Source organism: Rathayibacter sp. AY1H3 (assembly GCF_002932015.1).
In genome coordinates this window covers 302,625-319,102 of sequence record NZ_PSUU01000001.1, presented here as the reverse complement: position 1 = coordinate 319,102, position 16,478 = coordinate 302,625, and the positions used below count along the sequence as shown (strand labels likewise).

Here is a 16,478-nt window from a genome sequence, read left to right as displayed (position 1 = left end):
GGTGCGGGGGTCGAGGGCAGTGCCCTCTGAGGATACGTGCGCCCGTCAGGACGCGAGCTGGAGCTTCAGGTCGGACAGCCGTGCGGAGACGGTTCCGTCGATGACCTCGTCGCCGACGTGCAGGCGCATCCCGCCCAGGAGGGAGGGATCGACCACGACGTTGACGGAGACCGGTCGGCTGTACTGGCGCGTGAGCGCCGAGCGGAGCCGGTCGAGCTGCTCGGGGGCGATCGGTGCGGCGACCGAGACCGTGGCGAGGATGAACCCGCCCTGGTCGGCGACCACGCCTGCTGCGAAGCGGACGAGCTCCGGGATGCGGCGACCGCGCGGGTGCGCGATCAGCTGCCGGAGGATCGCCAGCGTCTCGGCCGCGGCCTTGCCCTCGAGGAGGCGCTGCACGAGCGCGACCTTCGAGTCGGCGGCGGCGAGCTTGCTGCCGAGCGCGAGCTCGAGCTGGGCGTCGGAGGCGACGACCTCGCCGAAGGAGTGGAGCTCCTTCTCGAGGTTGACGCCCTCCGGAGCGGACGACGCGATCGCGCGGACCCCGACCTCCTCGACCCCGGCGACCATGTCGCTCGGGCTCGACCAGCGGTGGCCGACGATCACGGTGAGCAGGCGCTTGGCCGGCTCGCCGAAGGGACCGAACACGCGGGAGACGATAGCCTGTTTGCTGATCGAGTCGTCGCTCGGATCGGCTAGTGCCGCGCGCAGCTGCGCATTGCTGTCGATGACCCGTGCGGCCTCGAAGAGCTGCTGGGCCGTGTCGAGGGACGCCTGACCGGCGAGGGCGGAGAGCTCCGCCTTCGCCGATGCGAGTGCCTGCCTGGACGCGCTGCCCATCAGTTGTTCGCCTTCTCCGAGGCCTCGAGGTCGGCGAGGAAGCGGTCCACGATCGCGGACGCCTTCGCGTCGTCGTTGAGGCTCTCGCCGATCACGCCGGAGGCGAGGTCGATGGCGAGGGTTCCGACTTCGGAGCGGAGCGAGACCACGGCGGCCTGACGGTCCGCCTCGATCTGGGCGTGCGCGTTGTGGAGGATGCGCTCGGCCTCGACCTGCGCCTGCTCCTTCTTCGCCGCCACGATCGCGTTGCCGTCGGCGTTCGCCTTCTCACGGATCACTCCGGCCTCGGCGCGGGCCTCGGCCAGCTGGGCGGTGTACTTCTCGAGGGCGGCCTCGGCCTGTCGCTGGGCCTCGTCGGCCTTCGCGATGTTCCCCTCGATCGCGGCGGAGCGCGCGTCGAGCATCTTCTGCAGGCGCGGCAGGACCAGCCTCCAGAAGAAGAACAGCAGGATGAGGAAGATCACCCCCGACCAGAAGAAGTCGTAGAACTCCGGGATCAGAATGACCGCGGGGACGTCACCTTCTTCCGCAGCGATGTTCACAGCGGTGCTGAACACGACTACGCCGCGAAGATGAAGTAGGTGGCGAGGCCGATGAGCGCGAGCACCTCGGTGAACGCGATGCCGAGGAACATCGTGGTCTGGAGGCGGCCGGCCATCTCGGGCTGGCGCGCCATGGCCTCGACGGTCTTGCCCGCGACGATGCCGACACCGATGCCGGGGCCGATCGCTGCGAGGCCGTAACCGACCGTCGCGATGTTGCCGGTGAGTTCGGCGAGAACGGTGACTGAGTCCACGAGTGGGTCCTTTCAGTGGGGTGATCGTGAGAACGGGCGGGAGCCCGTGAGTAGTGGGGTCAGTGCTCCTCGGCGACGGCCAACTGGATGTAGACCGCAGCGAGGAGGGTGAAGATGTAGGCCTGCAGCACGGCGACGAGGAGCTCGAAGAGCGTGAACGCACCGCCGAAGGCGAAGGTCACGACGCCGAAGAGCTTGAAGCCCGGGTCGATCTGGGAGCTGAAGAGGAAGAACTGCGTGGCCGAGAAGCACAGCACTAGCAGGAGGTGGCCGACGATCATGTTCATCACGAGCCGCAGTGCGAGCGAGAGCGGACGGATGATGAACGTCTGCAGCAGCTCGATCGGCGTGAGGATGAAGTAGATCAGGAACGGCGCTCCGGGCGGGAACAGGGCGTTCTTGAAGAAGCCCATCCCCCGGTCCTTGATGCCCGCGTAGATGAACGTCACGTAGGCGACCAGGCCGAGGAAGAGCGGCATGCCCACCACGGAGGTCCCCGCGATGTTCAGGAACGGGACGATGCCGGTCAGGTTCATCGAGATGATCGCGAAGAAGATCGTCACGAGGATCGGGAGGAACCGGCGCGCGTCCTTCTCGCCGAGGATGTCCTTGGCGATGGTGACGCGGACGAAGTCGAACGCGAGCTCGACGACGTTCTGGAAGCGGCCGGGGACGAGGCGCAGCTTGCGCGTCCCGAGCCAGAAGAACAGCATCAGTGCGATGACCGCGATGAAGCGGACCAGCATGACGCGGTTGATCTCGAAAGGGGTTCCCTCGAAGAGGAAACCGGGCGGGAAGAACTCGGAGATCGACGGGGTGTGGAAGTCACTCTCACCGGTCGAGGACGAGACCAACAGGGTCACAGCGTTAGCAAACAGCGCTAGCTCCTGGAATTCGGGGCGTGGCACGTTGCAGCCGACCGAATCGAATCATTCGGACGCAACGCTCTCGCGACGACGAAAGGTGGGGTTTTCCGCTCGGACGGCGATCGTGCTCGACGACCGCCATCAACGATGAGACGATCTGAGGACACGTTCGCCTGCGGGATTCGTCCCTACTGTAGCAACAGAACGGCCTGAGAGCCGAATCGTGGTCCTCTCAGGAACCGTTCGGCTCGTCCTCATCGAGCGATGTCGCTGACGTTCGGCATGCGCGAGCGCGAGACGACGAGGACGTCGATCACCAGGGACCCCAGGACGGCGACGATGATCGTGACGAACATCGCGGTGCTGTTCAGCCACGGCTGATCGCGCAGGACCAGGGCGGCGATCACGAACAGCACGAACTTGGCGAGCCACGTGCCGAGGACGACGGCGAAGAACCCGCCGATGTCGAGGCGGTTGGCGACGAGGATGCTCGCGGCGGTGAGGAGCACCATCACGCCGCCGACGATCGCGCCGAGGAGGGCTCCGATCGCGCCCTCTCCCCCGGCGGCGATCCCGCCGACGACGGTGCCGAGAACGGCCAGGGCGAGCACGAAGAGGCCGCCCACGACCAGCGCGCGGCGCAGGACGGGGACGGACGCGGGCTGCGGACGGGGGGTGGCCGGGGAGGCTCCGGTCATGATGCTTCCTTCCGCGCCGTGGTCGGCGCTGTCGTGTCCCGGTCGATCGGGAGTCCGGCCGGCGGACGGAGCAGCTCCGTCGAGGACGCGCGGTCGAGGGGGTCGAGGACGGGTGAGGCCTCCGCGGACTGCGCCGCCGCCTCGAGCCGCTTGCGGCGGCTGAGCGGGGCGAGCGTGACGACGGTGCAGACCAGCAGACCGACTCCGAGGAAGACGAGCGGGACCCACAGCACGTCGACCACGAACATCAGCAGGCAGCTGACGGCGACGACGGCGGTCCACGCGTAGAAGATCAGCACGGCGTGCAGATGGGAGTGCCCCATGTCGAGCAGGCGGTGGTGCAGGTGCTTCCGGTCGGCGCTGAACGGCGACTTTCCCGCGCGCAGGCGCCTGATCACAGCGAGGCCGAAGTCCATCAGCGGCACCACGAGTATCGCGAACGGCAGGATGATCGGGATGAACGCGGGCAGGAGCTCCTTCGCCGCGAGCTGGGCCGGGTCGATCTGGCCGGTGACCGCGATCGCGGAGGTGGCCATCAGCATCCCGATCAGCAGTGCGCCGCTGTCGCCCATGAACATCCGCGCCGGACGCCAGTTGATGGGGAGGAATCCGGCGCAGGCGCCGACGAGCAGGACCGCGATGAGCGAGGCCAGGTTGAAGTAGTCGGTGGGCGAGGTCTGCTGCACCAGCAGGTAGCTGTAGAGGAAGAAGACCCCGTTGGCGATCAGGGCGACGCCCGCCACGAGGCCGTCGAGGCCGTCGATGAAGTTGAGAGCGTTGGTGACCAGGACGATCGCGAGCACGGTGATGATCAGCGACATCCACGGCGAGCCGACGGTCAGGCCGCCGATCGGCAGGGAGACGATCTGCACGCCCTTCCAGGCGATCAGGCCGGCGGCGATCAGCTGACCGGCCAGCTTCGTGCTCCAGTCCAGGTCCCAGATGTCGTCGGCGACGCCGATGAGGACGATGAGCAGGCTCGCGCCGAGGATCGCGAGGATCGGCTCGGGATTGGCGAACACCAGCCGGAAGTAGGGCAGCTGGGAGGCGATGCCGAAGCCGACGAGGATCCCGAGGAACATCGCGATGCCGCCCAGGCGGGGGGTCGGCCGCGTGTGCATGTCCCTGACGCGGATCTTCGGGTAGAGCCGGTACTTCAGGCTCAGCTTCCAGATGACCCACGACAGCGCTCCGGTCACGAGCGCGACCGCGAGCGAGACGAGGGCGAAGGTGATCACCGGTTACTCACCCGGAGTGGAGTCGGTCCGGGCGGCGCCGGTGCCGGTGTTGGGCGTCGGCGCGTTCGTGCTCGACGAGCCCGTGTCCGGCGCATCGGCGGAATCGACGGGCGCGGAGTCGCCGGGCGCGGAGTCGTCCTGCAGGCGGGCGCCGGAGGCCCAGTCGGGGCGCGCGGTCGGGGTCCGCTCGAAGGCGTACGGGTCGCTGCCGGTCGCGGTCTCGGCGGGCTCCTGCTGGTACCCGGCCTGCGCCGCGCCGGCCGTGGAGGCGTCGGGCTCCGACGTCTCGGCACGAGGCGCGTCCGGATCCGGCAGCAGGTCTCCGACGACCTCGCGGATCCGCTCGGCCGACACGACGCCCTGGCGCAGGATGCGCAGGGTGCCGCCCTCGAAGCTCAGCGCTGTCGCGTCGACGATCGTCGAGGACTCGCTGGCGCCCGCGGGGCGGTCGCTGTAGCGCGATCCGGCGGCGCCGGCGTCGAGATAGACGTCGACGGAGTCGCCGAGCTGGTCGAACGCCTCCTGTGCGGTCGTGGCCGAGGGCTGCCCCGTGCGATTGGCGGAGGAGACCGCCAGCGGGCCGGTCTCGGCGAGGAGCTCGATCGTCACCGGGTTGTCCGGCATGCGCAGCGCCACGGTCCCGCGCGTCTCGCCCAGGTCCCAGACCAGTGAGGGCTGGGCGTGCAGGACGATGGTGAGCCCGCCGGGCCAGAACTCGCGCGCGAGGTCGCGCACCGCCTCCGGCACGTTCTCGGCGAGGGCGTCGAGGGCGGCCACGTCCCCGATCAGGACGGGCGGCGGCGACTGCCTCGTCCGTCCCTTCGCGTCGAGCAGGCGCTGGACCGCGGCGGCGTCGAACGCGTTGGCCGCGACGCCGTAGACGGTGTCGGTGGGGATCACCACGAGCTCGCCGCGGCCGATGGCCGTCCGCGCGAGACGGGTGCCGGTCAGGAGGTCCGTGTCGACGGAGCAGTCGTAGATGCGTGCCATAACGGGTCGATGATACCGGCGCGGTCCGTGTCCGGACCGGCTGCGGCGCGGCGGTCGCGTCAGCGCCGCCCGAGGCCGGGGCTCGGCGGCCGTCGCAGCGGCGCCCGACCCGCGCCGGCCGAGGCCGCCGGAGCGCTTCCGTGAGGCACTCGGCCCGGCGTGGCGGGCGCCTCCGCCGACAGGACGCCCACGAGCGCCACGGAGACGGCGAGCGTCGCGAGCGAGTGCTGATCGCCGAACCAGGTGGTGTTGTCGGCCATCCCGTGCAGGAACGTCCAGAGGACGGCGACGGCGAGCGCCCCGACGGCGACGGCCTCGTTCCGGGCGACCCGGAGGAGCAGGCGCACGACGGCGACGGTGGCGAGGAGGAGGAACGCGATGACGGGGAGCGCGATCAGGAGCCCGCCGTTGGTCCACGCGGTGACGAGGAGGTTGTGAGGCGGGCGCGGCTCGCTGTGCTGGGTGAACTGCGACCCGCGCGCCAGCCACAGCTCCTGCCATCCGCCGTACCCCAGCCCCAGCAGCCAGTTGTCGGGGAACGCGCTCGCAGCCAGGCGCAGGAAGTCGCCGCGGGCCCCGAGCGTGAGCACGCCCGCCTCCGCCAGCTGCGGGAAGGACACGGCGACGGCGTACACGGCCGTGATCCCGGAGGGGATGGTGATCATCCAGGCGACCGGACCGAGGCTGCGTCCCTTGAGTCCGCGGATCGCGGCGACCAGCAGGGGCAGGACGATCGCGAGGACGATCGCGGTCTTGGACAGCGTGAAGAGGGCGCCGACCAGCCCGGCGACGGCGACGAGCAGGAGGAGACTCCCCCGCTGCCGTCTCCAGACGGCGAAGGCCAGCGCGCCGGTCGTGGCCATGTACATCGAGGCGATGTTGCCGTTGAGGAAGAACCCTCCCGACTTCTCCTGCAGGACGTTGTTGAAGGACGTCGTGAAGATGTCCCGCACGTAGATGTCGGAGAACAGCACCGCTTCCGGCCACCGGAGGTAGGCGGTCTCCTGCACGGGATCGAGCTGGAAGAGGATCGTGAGCGTCACCTGGAGGAGGAACACGGGCGCCGCCCAGTTGAGGGCGCGGCCGACGACACGCCAGGCGCCGTCGCCGAGCCCGCGGACGGCCAGGTACGGAGTGAGGAAGGAGACGACGGAGACCACGTCGCGCAGCGCGGCCGCGCGTGCTCCGGAGTAGGTGAGCGCGAAGAGGGTGCCGGCGATCACGAGGAGGACCACGACCACGAACCGGTCGATCCGCCCGCCGCGCAGCCGCGCCACGGAGTACGGGAGGAAGAGCAGGCTCCAGGCGACCGGAGCGGTGACGGGGCCCAGGGTGTAGAGCTGCACGACGCTCAGCGCCAGGAGCACCGCGAGGAAGACGAGGACGATCCGCTCGTGCCGCCGCTGAGCGGGATCCGCCGGCGCGCGCGACGGCCGCCCGCGGGTCTCCGGAGCGTCGGTGACGCGGGTCGCGGCGATGACGGAGGGACGAGAGGCGGTCGGGCGGCGGAGGAGGGCGTCGTCGGCGTGGCGGCCCATGTCAGAGCCGTTCCGCGGAGGTGCTGGTGGCGGCCTCCGTCTGGCGGAGCGGAGGAGCGGCGCGCCGATTCCGGGACGACGGGCCGACCTCTCGCGGCGGGAGGGTCGTCCGCGGGCGCCGGTCCGGGGCGGGAGGCGGATCGAGCAGCACGGGAGAGGCGGTGGCGTCGGCGGACGCGGGCGGGAGAGGGGATGCAGGTGGCATGTCGCGCCGACACTAATCGCGCGGCACGAGCCTCGACGGGCTTGGCGCGGAACGTCGATCCGCGTGCGCGCGGCGGCCCCGCGCCTCAGCCACGGGGGTCTGCCAGCAGCTCGTCCGCGCGGCGGGCGATGCCCGGCCAGCCGAAGTCCGCCGCTCGGCGCCGCGACGCCGCAGCGACCTCCGCGCGTCGCGGGGAATCGCGCAGCGAGGCGATGAGGGCGGGGAGCTCCGCGAGGACGGCGTCCGCGACCTCCTCCTCCGTGCCCGGCGGGACGAGGACGGATCCGTCGACCACTCCGTCGGAGGTGCGCAGGATCTCGGGGAGGCCTCCGCGCTCGACCGTCACGACGGGGATCCCCCGCGAGAGCGCCTCCACCACCACCATCCCGAACGGCTCGTCCCAGCGGCAGGGGTAGAGCAGGAGCGCCGAGGAGCCGAACAGCTCCAGCAGGTCCTCGTGCCGGAGGAACGGGAGCCGGCGCACGACGCCGGGCAGGGCGGCGACCGCCTCGTCGAGCGCTCGGACGTACGGGGTGGGCGTCGCGTCGTCCCCGAGGCCCGATGCGCCGGCGATGACCAGCCGCAGATCGGCGCCGTGCTCGGTCCGCATCCGCCTCACGATCTCGACGGCCTCGCGGGCTCCCTTCTCGGCCACCAGCCTCCCGGCGAAGACCGCCTCCGCAGTACCGCCGAGCGGCGCTGGCGGGACCTCGGGCGGAGGGACGACCCCGTTGTACAGGACGGCTGTGGCGATCAGGCCGTACCGGTCGACCGCCCGGGCGCGCAGGAACTCGCTGCAGAAGATCCACTCGTCGACCGCGTCGAGGTAGCGCCGGGCGGCGGCGGGATCGGGTGGCAGGTGATCGAGCAGGTCGTTGTGCAGGTGTGCGACGATCCGCCCCCGGTAGCCCAGGCGGCGCAGGCGCACGGCGTAGCGGGGGCGGTTGTGGATCCAGACCGTCGGGACACGGCGCAGCGACGGAGCGAGCACCAGCAGCCAGAAGCGGCCACCGAAGGACAGCCGACGCAGCTCGGCGCCCGGGTCGCTGTCGCGCCGACGCGCCAGGAGGAGTGCCGCGCGCCGCTGGACCGCGTAGATCCGCCGGTACAGGCGGTGCGGCCGGACGTCCACGCCCGGTGACGCCGACGACCACGGCGCGTGCACGGCGATCCGGAGCGAGGACCGGGACACCGTCTCGCGGACCCAGGTCGCCACGGCTCCCCCGCTGCCGTCGAAGCGCTCCTCGGCGGCCAGCACCACGGCGACCTCGACCGGGGCGGCGGAGCCGAGCCGGAGCCGGGCGGGCAGTCGCGACAGGACGAGCGATCGCGCCTCGGCGATGTCGCGCCCCGGCGTCAGGAGGGCGGTCGCTCCCAGCACGAGGCCCGCGAGCGCCAGCTCCACCGGGAGCAGCCGCAGGGGCGCGCCCTCGGGGAGCAGGCGGAGCAGGAGCAGCACGATCGCCATCGGTGCGGCGAGCAGCGGCCCCGCGGCGCACGCGCGCAGGAACGCGCCGAGGCGCACTCCGAGCACCACCCGCAGCACGGCGCAGGTGACGGCGAAGCCGAGAGCGCTCGAGAGCAGCAGCCCGCCGATCAAGCCGTCGAGTCCGAACAGCACTCCCCCGCCGACGATCATCGGGATCGTGATCGCGGTCTTCACGATGTTCACGATCAGCCCGAACCGCACCCGGTCCATCGCCATCAGGATGAAGCCGACCGGATTGCCGATCGCCCGCACCGCGCCCACCACCGTCAGCGCGCTCGTCATGCCCGCGATCCAGCCCCAGCCGGGTCCGTAGAACAGTCGCACGATCTCCTCGGAGCGCAGCGCCACCAGCATCAGCGGCGGGATGCTCGCCATGCTGAGCACCGCGGTGACGCGGAGGTGGTTCCGCGCGACGCGCTCACGGTCGTGCTGGATCGAGGAGAACACCGGGAACATCACCCGCGTCACGATCGGGTTGACCCTCGCGGGGAGGTTCACGGCGAGGTTGTATCCCAGGGTGTACCCGCCCAGCTGGGCCGGTCCGAGCAGGCGGCCGATCGCGAGCGAGCCGGCGTTCGAGCCCAGGTAGTTGACGATGCCGTCGAGGGTCTGGAAGACGCCGAAGGAGAGGAAGCGGGCGGTCTCGCGGATCCGGAACCGGAATCGCAGTCGGAACCAGCGCCGAGCCTGCACGAGGGCGAGCACGGAGCGCAGAGCCGCGGTCGCGACGAGCCCCCACGCGTAGGAAAGCGCCCCTGCTCCAGAGACCGCGAGGCAGACCGTCACGGCGAAGCCGCCGACGAGAGCGATCGTCTCGGACACGGCGACCGCTCGGAACCGGATCCCCTTCTCGAGCACCGCTCTCGGCACCTGCCCGGCTGCGCTGCCCACGAACACGGGCGAGGGGACGGTGAGGACCGGCGTCGCGGCGGGGGACCCGAGCAGGGAGGCGATCGGTGCGGCGCCCAGGAGGACGGCGACGGTGACCAGGAGCCCGACGGAGAGGTTGAGCCAGAAGACCGACGAGAGCTCGAAGCTGGTCGCCCGCCGGCGCTGGATGATCGCCTGGGCGACCCCCATTCCGAGGAAGATGTCGACGAACGCGTTGAGCAGCGCGACGATCGCGATGATCCCCATCTCGGAGGGGTCCAGCAGTCTCGCCAGGAGCGCGAACTGCCCGAGCTGCACGACGAGCGCGACGGCGAACGAGACCGCCGTCCAGGCGGTCGCGTCGACGGTGCTCCGGCGCAGGCTCACCTCTCCCGCCCGGCGGAGGCCGGACGGAGGTCCGGTCGTGGATCGTCGGCGCGGTGCTCGGCGCGGCTCATCCGCGATCTCCGTCCGTCGTCGTCGGCATCGATCGGCCGGCCGCCCGGTCGTAGAGGTCCTCGAGGTCGCGGATCCGCTCGGCGAGGTCGAACGAGGCGAGCACGCGCTCCCGCCCCTCCGCGCCCATCCGCTCCGCGCGGTCCGGGTCCCGGAGCAGGGCGGCGAGCGCCCCGGTCAGGCCGGGCACGTCCCCCTCCGGGACGAGCAGCCCGGTGACGCCGTCCTGGACCGCCTCCGGGACGCCGCCGTGGCGGTACGAGACGACAGGGACGCCTGCGGGCGCGGCCTCGCGGGAGACCGTGCCGGAGCCCTGGGAGTCGCCTGTCGCGGCGGTCCGCGAGGGTGCGCAGAGGACCGCGGCGCCGGCGAGGATGCGGGCGACCTCGGCGGGGGGCAGGGAGCCGGTGAAGGTCACCTGCAGGCCCAGCCGCGCCGCCTGCTCGACGAGCGCCTCCCGCAGGTGGCCGTCGCCGACGACGGTCAGGGGGACGTCGCGGATCGGTCCGGGGAGGGCGGCGACCGCCTCGAGCAGATCCGGAACGCCCTTCTTGTCGGTGAGGCGTCCGACGAAGACGATTCCCGCGCGCTCCGCAGCCGGTGCGGCCTCGGGGCGGGAGGTCGGGACGCCGATGTAGCCCACTCCGGTGCGCCGCGGGTCCGCCCCCAGGCGCAGGAGCCCGTCGGTGATGAAGCGGGAGACCCCGATCACCGCGAGCGCGGTGCGGAAGACGGCGCGGGCCTCGAGGGCGCGGTGAGCTCGGGCGAGGGGGCGGAGCAGGCGCGGAGCTCCGGTCGCGAGCGGCCAGCTGGTCACGTCGTAGCCGTGCCCCGTCACGACGAGCGGGAGGCGCCTCCTCCGTGCGTACCGCGCGATGAAGACGGCGTCGATGAGGAAGTGCGCATGGATGAGGGCGGGCCGGTGCTCATCGACGATCGCGTCGAGCCGTCGTGACACTCCGAGCCACCGCAGGAGGAGGGACCGCCGCCCGCGAGGGGTGATCGGATCGTGCAGGACGATGTCCGTGCGGTCGTGGAGGACGCCCGAGCCGGTGCGCTCGAGGCCCACTCCGAGGGCGCGCCAGCGCTCGAGTCCGTGCATCTGATTGCGGACGAACGTCTCGGAGTCCTGCAGCCACGCGCGCTTCCAGACCAGGACCAGCGGCCTCTCGCCGGCGACGCCGCCCGCGTGCTCAGCGGACGGCACGGCGCACCCGGTAGCGGAGGGCCGCGACCACGCTCGGCAGCACCCGCACGGCGTCGCCCAGATAGCGCCGCCAGAGCCTGCCGGGCTCCCGGCTGAGCCGGTGCGCCCACTCGAGGCCGAGGCGCTGCACCACGAGCGGCGCCCGCGGGATCTCGCCGGCGAGGAAGTCCACGGCGGCGCCGACGCCGAGGCAGACCGCTCCCGTGCCGCCGACGGCGAGCAGGCGCTCGCGAACCTCCTCCTGCTTGGGGGAGCCGAGGCAGAGCGCGACGATGCGGACGTCTGCCGTGCGCAGAGTCGAGGAGAGGCGGGCGAGGTAGGCGTCGTCCGCGAGCTCGGCCGGCTCCGGCGAGAGGACGACCGGAACCTGGAGCCCGGCGAAGCGCTGCTGCAGCTCGGCGGCTGCGCGATCGCCGACTCCGGGGCGTCCGCCGATGAGAGCGACCGGCGCACCCTCGAGCGCCGCGCGGCGGCAGACCTCGGTGAAGAGGTCGATGCCCGTCACGCGGCTCGCCGTGCGGTGGCCGTACGAGCGGGCCAGCCAGACCAGAGGCGCCCCGTCGAGCACCACGAGGGACGCCCGGCCGTAGTACCGCGGGAGCTCGCCGGAGTGCTTCCAGCGCACGAAGTGGTCGGTGTTCGGCGTGACGACCAGCTCGTCGCGGCCGCTCCGGGACAGCTCGAGCACGGCCTCCGCCGCCTCGTCGAGCGTGGTGATGCTGGCCGGCATCCGCTCGATGCGGCCGGTGATGTAGGAGGTCATGCCGGTGCTCCTCGGGGGTCGGTGCGGGAGGGAGGGAACGGAGCTGGTGTGCGGAAGGGGCCGGTCGCGGCCGCCTGCACGGGGACGGTCACGTCGTCCACCGGGTGCTCCTCCGATCGGAGAGCCGGCGGCGGGTGTCGTGCACGGCGTAGAGGATCCGGCTGAGCGCCGTGAAGGCGGCGGGGACGTGCTTGAGCACCAGCCCCAGGACGAGCAGCCGCGGCGACCGCGCGGAGCGGAGCACGCGGACGTCGCGCAGCGCCTCGGACCCGAGCCGGACGCCGGTCTCGACGAGCGCCGCGTCGGAGTTCTGGCGGATCGGGGTGAGCGCGACGGGGACGGCGTAGAACCAGGTCGTGAACCAGTCCGACAGCGGGCGCGGCACCTCCTCGAACGTACGGGCGAGCGCCGCGCGCATCTCCTCGGCGCAGACCAGGAGGTTCCGGAGGTCCGGGTCGCGCCGACGGGTGATCGAGGACGCCGTGTGGACGTAGGAGTAGAGGATCTCCGGCACGAAGAGCACCCGTTCCGCCGCCTGGACGGCCCGCAGCACGCCGACGAAGTCGGACTGGGAGCTCAAGCGCGGGAAGAGCTCCTCCTGCAGGACGGCGCGGCGGAAGAGCTTGTTCCAGAGGAAGCCGTGCAGGCGCCCGGACGCCATCCGCTCGAGAGCGAGTTCGGACGAGACCAGTTCGCGCCGGTCGAGGCCGTCGATCACACGTCCGGAGGTCGACTGCCGGGTGCGGTAGAGCGCCCGGCAGACGACGACGTCGGCCGCCGTCCGCTCGGCCTCGGCGGTGAGGGTCCGCAGGATCTCCGTGTCCCACTCGTCGTCGACGTCCACGAACCAGACGAACTCGGAGTCGATGCCGTCGAGGGCGCGGTTCCGGGCGGCAGCGACGCCGCCGTTCTGCTCGAGGAGCAGGACCCGGGCGTCCTCGCGTCCCTCGGCCCACTTCTCGAGCACCTCCGCCGTGCCGTCCGAGGACGCGTCGTCGACGAGGACGACCCGCGTCCCCGGTCCGAGAGTGAGTGCGAGCCGCGCGAGGAAGCCGTCGAGCCGGGCGATCGCGTTGTAGCAGGGAGCCACGACGGTCACCGAGTGCACGCCCCCGCTCACCGTCGGCCCCCGAGCTCGCGGTAGGCGGCGACGACGGGGCCGAAGACGGCGTCGGGCGAGGCGGCCTCGTCCACCCACGCCTTCGCGCGGTCGGCCTGCATCAGGAGCCCCTCGGGTCGCTCCAGAGCGGCGGCGAGGAGCTCGGCGATCCGCTCCCCGTCGGCGTCGGCGGGGAGCAGGAGGCCCCGACCGTCGGCGAGCAGCTCACCCACACCGCCGACGTCGGTCGCCACGACCGGGCGACGGCGGGCCATCGCCTCCAGCATCACGAGCGGAGTCCCCTCCCACCGCGAGGTCGACAGGAGGAGATGCGCCGCGTCCAGCGCTCCGGTCACGTCCGCCGACGGACCGGCGAAGTCGACCACTCCGGCTCCCCGGGCGCGCTCGCGCAGCACCGGCAGCATCGGACCGTCGCCGAGCCAGGTGCCGGTGACGGGCCGGACCCGGGCGAGGGCCTCGACGGCCGCGAGGAAGCGGACCGGGTCCTTCTGCTCCGCGAGCCGCCCGATGCCGAGGACGCGGACGACCGGCTCGGCGAGTTCCGGCGCGCTCGCGGGCTCCGCGGTGACGTTCGCCGGGGCGTTGCCGGTGACCACGACGCGATCCTGCGGGCGGCCGTAGCCCTCGACGACCATCCGCCCCACTGAGGCGGAGACGGCGAACACCCGCCGGGAGCGGAAGGAGAGCGCTCGCCTGTCGATCCCGGGCAGCTCGGTGTGCGCGTGCTCGACCACGGGGACACCGAGCGCGGCGCCGACGAGGAGGGCCAGCAGAGCCTCGCGGCGCTGGTGGGCGTGCAGGACGTGCGGGCGGAACCGGCGGACGGCGAGTGCGAGCTCGCGCAGATCGGCCGCGAAGCCCTGTCCGGGTCTCGGCACCACGAAGACGGGCGACTCCTGCGCGGCGCGGTCGCTGAGCGGCCCGGGACGCCCCCAGTAGGCGGTCTCGCAGCCGTGCTCGCGGCTCCACGCACACAGGGAGAGGGCCACACGCTGCGCGCCCCCGTCCTCGAAGGAGTCGAGGACGTGCAGGATCCGCAGGGAACGGGAACGGGCTGCCCTCATGAGAGCGCCCCGTCGGGAACCGCGCCCGGGAAGCGGACGTCGAGTTCGGCCAGGACGGCGTCGACGTCGCGGCCCATCGTCCCGGGGTCTACGTCGTAGTGATCGGCGAGGAGGTCGACGACCTCGTCCCGGGGCCGGCGCTGCCTGATCACGGCCTCGAAGACCGAGGCGGCGCTCAGCGAGAGCACGATCGGGGGCACCGACGGGCGGGACAGGTCGAGCACGTAGACCTGACCGTCCGTGCGCTCGACGGCGAAGCGCTGGGCCGGCGGCGCGCTGCCCCCCTGCGCCTCGGCGGAGGCCTCCACCGGATGCACGGCGCTCGCCGCGGGGTCGGACGAGGCCGGGAGGTCGCTCGCCGGCGCCGTGGCCTCCGCGATCGCCTCGAACGAGGACGCCGGGCCCTGCTCCTCGCTGCGGCCGCTCAGCGCCACCCGGGCGAAACCGGTGAGGGCGGAGGGGAGGCCTCGGAGCGCCCGCAGGGTCCGCTCCCCCCGGAGCCGGAGCCGACGCCGGACCGTCGTCGCCTCAGGATGGCTCGCCTCGAGATCCGCGCGGGTGGGGAAGGCGGCTCTCACCAGCAGGCCTCCCTTCAGGTGCCAGGGAGCGGACGCCACGGCGTGCAGCCAGTTGAAGGTGTGCCGGTCGGAGCTGCGGCGCACGTCCCAGAGAATCTGGGCCTGCCGGTAGCGCTCCTCGGGCGCGGCGGGGACTCCCCAGGAGGTGAGGAGCTCCGTCATCGGCGTCTGCGCGCCGAGCTCGACGGCCGCGTCGCGGATCGCCTCGCGCTCCTCGCTCGGAAGGCCGGCGGCGTGCGCCTTCAGAACCGCCAGCGCCGTGGTCGCCGAGGCGGAGCGCGCGCTGCGCAGCTGGTGCAGGGCGTGCAGCACGAGGTGGTGCGCGCGCCCGGGGATCCGCAGGGTCTCGTCGCTCAGCGGCAGATCCTCGGCGGCCGCCCAGAGACGGTCGAAGACGATCCGCTCCTCCTCGAAGGCACCCGGGAAGGAGCGGTGGACGTCGACGTCACACGGCCACGAGGGGTGGACGAGCGTGATCGAGTGGTCGACGAAGAGCGTCCAGCTGAGAGCCTCGGCGCGGCGGCGCCAGCCCATCGAGGCGAGCAGCCCGAGAGCCTCGTCGAAGCGCTCGGGGTCGACCCAGAGGTCGACGTCGGCCGACGTCATCGGCGCGCGGATCCCCTGGCGGTGCAGACCCTCGCCCTTCACCACGAGGCTGCGGACGCCGTGCGTCCGCAGGCTGTACTGCACCAGCACGGCGGCCAGGCGCAGGGCGACGGCGTTCGGCAGCATCGCGTCGGCGGAGGCGCCGACAGCCGGGACCGGTTCAGGCGACACGGACGCGTCCCTCCGCGAGGGCGAGGATCTCCTTGGCCGCGACGGACCACGGGCGCTCCCGCGCGAGCTCGGCGGCCCCCCGGGAGAGAGCCGTCCACTCGCGTCGGAGCCGGTGGAGGGCGTCCTCGTACTCCTCGCGCGTCGCGTCGTCGGAGAGGACCACGCCCGCCCCCGCCGCGCAGAGATCGGCCAGGACGCTCGACTCGATCGCGAGGACCGGCAGCCCGCTCGCCAGCGCGTCGAGTCCGGCGGCCGCGCCGGTCGTCGACGGCGTCAGATGGGCGTACGTGTGGGAGTGGCGGAGCACCTCGACGACGCCGTCGCGGTCCTGCTCGCCGACGGAGCGCAGCCCCGATGCGAGGTCGTCGGCGATCCCGCCGCCGTCGTCGATCACGGTGACGTACTCGGTGCCGTCCAGCCGGGCGAGGAGATCGAGCCGCTCGGCGCCCCGGTCGAGACCGGAGGCTCCCACGGCGGCGAAGCGGAGGGGCCCGTCGGGGGCGGACGGTGTCGGGAACGACGCGTCCGGCAGGCCCAGGGTCACGACCGTTCCCGCGAGGGCGGACGCGAGCCGCTCCGTCGGGGTGACGACGACAGCACCGCGGCGCTCCTCCTCGAACCGGAGGCGCGGGAGCGCCGGGAGGTCGTCGGCCAGGAGGACGGTCGTCGGAGCGAGCCCGGCGAGCTCCACGGCCGTCCCAGGGAGAGCCACCACGAGGTCGGGCCGCTCCGGGGCGAGCAGTCGGCGGGCCCGGCGCGTGACGACGGCGAGCCCGACGGACCCGGCGCCCCTCCGGCCGGCGGGCTCGAGGAAGCGGGCGAGCACGCTGGGGCGGAGCTCCGCCCCGCTGAACCCCTCCGGGTCACCGGTCACCACGACCACGCGGTGTCCCTGGCGGCGCCAGGCGCGCTCGAGCGGAGCCGCGTGCCAGGCATCGAGGGCGACGATCCCGATGGTCAGCACGGGCGGACTCCCCCCGTCA

15 protein-coding genes are annotated in these 16,478 nt (G+C 72.6%); all 15 read right to left on the bottom strand.

Features of this window, described 5'->3' with window-relative positions:
- Positions 1-45 precede the first annotated feature (45 nt).
- Positions 46-840 (bottom strand): F0F1 ATP synthase subunit delta, encoded by a 795-nt coding sequence (locus C5C33_RS01465; protein ID WP_104260209.1) that lies wholly within the window; start codon positions 838-840, stop codon positions 46-48.
- On the bottom strand, positions 840-1,397 hold the full coding sequence (locus tag C5C33_RS01460; protein ID WP_244229449.1) for a F0F1 ATP synthase subunit B: 558 nt from the start codon (positions 1,395-1,397) through the stop codon (positions 840-842). The genes C5C33_RS01465 and C5C33_RS01460 overlap by 1 nt, the downstream gene beginning before the upstream one ends.
- 2 nt (positions 1,398-1,399) lie before the next feature.
- Positions 1,400-1,636: an ATP synthase F0 subunit C gene (locus C5C33_RS01455; RefSeq protein WP_055794702.1), complete on the bottom strand. Its 237-nt coding sequence runs from the start codon at positions 1,634-1,636 to the stop codon at positions 1,400-1,402.
- 59 nt (positions 1,637-1,695) lie between these two features.
- Positions 1,696-2,499 carry a F0F1 ATP synthase subunit A gene (gene atpB, locus C5C33_RS01450; protein WP_068254016.1) on the bottom strand — a complete coding sequence of 268 codons (804 nt, stop codon included), beginning with the start codon at positions 2,497-2,499 and terminating at the stop codon, positions 1,696-1,698.
- A 257-nt stretch (positions 2,500-2,756) separates the two neighbouring features.
- The gene (locus tag C5C33_RS01445) at positions 2,757-3,200 is read right to left on the bottom strand and encodes a hypothetical protein (RefSeq protein ID WP_104223021.1); all 444 of its coding nucleotides are present in this window, start codon (positions 3,198-3,200) and stop codon (positions 2,757-2,759) included.
- Positions 3,197-4,438 carry an MraY family glycosyltransferase gene (locus tag C5C33_RS01440; protein WP_181136160.1) on the bottom strand — a complete coding sequence of 414 codons (1,242 nt, stop codon included), beginning with the start codon at positions 4,436-4,438 and terminating at the stop codon, positions 3,197-3,199. Before C5C33_RS01440 ends, C5C33_RS01445 begins: the two co-directional genes overlap by 4 nt.
- A gap of 3 nt (positions 4,439-4,441) precedes the next feature.
- Entirely contained in the window at positions 4,442-5,428 is a 987-nt protein-coding gene (locus C5C33_RS01435) for an L-threonylcarbamoyladenylate synthase (protein WP_104260208.1), read from the bottom strand.
- Positions 5,429-5,487: 59 nt separating this feature from the next.
- The gene (locus C5C33_RS01430) at positions 5,488-6,966 is read right to left on the bottom strand and encodes an O-antigen ligase (protein ID WP_104260207.1); all 1,479 of its coding nucleotides are present in this window, start codon (positions 6,964-6,966) and stop codon (positions 5,488-5,490) included.
- 290 nt (positions 6,967-7,256) lie between these two features.
- The gene (locus C5C33_RS01425) at positions 7,257-9,917 is read right to left on the bottom strand and encodes an MOP flippase family protein (RefSeq protein ID WP_104260206.1); all 2,661 of its coding nucleotides are present in this window, start codon (positions 9,915-9,917) and stop codon (positions 7,257-7,259) included.
- Between the two features lie 67 nt (positions 9,918-9,984).
- Entirely contained in the window at positions 9,985-11,193 is a 1,209-nt protein-coding gene (locus tag C5C33_RS01420) for a glycosyltransferase (protein WP_104260205.1), read from the bottom strand.
- The gene (locus tag C5C33_RS01415) at positions 11,180-11,956 is read right to left on the bottom strand and encodes a WecB/TagA/CpsF family glycosyltransferase (protein WP_104260204.1); all 777 of its coding nucleotides are present in this window, start codon (positions 11,954-11,956) and stop codon (positions 11,180-11,182) included. The genes C5C33_RS01420 and C5C33_RS01415 overlap by 14 nt, the downstream gene beginning before the upstream one ends.
- Before the next feature lie 88 nt (positions 11,957-12,044).
- Positions 12,045-13,064, bottom strand: a complete 1,020-nt coding sequence (locus C5C33_RS01410) for a glycosyltransferase family 2 protein (protein ID WP_181069043.1) — start codon at positions 13,062-13,064, stop codon at positions 12,045-12,047.
- 8 nt (positions 13,065-13,072) lie between these two features.
- A complete protein-coding gene (locus C5C33_RS01405) occupies positions 13,073-14,140 on the bottom strand; it encodes a glycosyltransferase family 4 protein (protein ID WP_104260109.1) in 1,068 nt (355 codons plus the stop codon).
- Positions 14,137-15,495 (bottom strand): PqqD family peptide modification chaperone, encoded by a 1,359-nt coding sequence (locus C5C33_RS01400; protein ID WP_104260202.1) that lies wholly within the window; start codon positions 15,493-15,495, stop codon positions 14,137-14,139. The genes C5C33_RS01405 and C5C33_RS01400 overlap by 4 nt, the downstream gene beginning before the upstream one ends.
- Complete coding sequence (locus C5C33_RS01395) at positions 15,485-16,459, bottom strand: hypothetical protein (RefSeq protein ID WP_104260201.1); 975 nt, start codon at positions 16,457-16,459, stop codon at positions 15,485-15,487. The genes C5C33_RS01400 and C5C33_RS01395 overlap by 11 nt, the downstream gene beginning before the upstream one ends.
- Between the last annotated feature and the right edge of the window lie 19 nt (positions 16,460-16,478).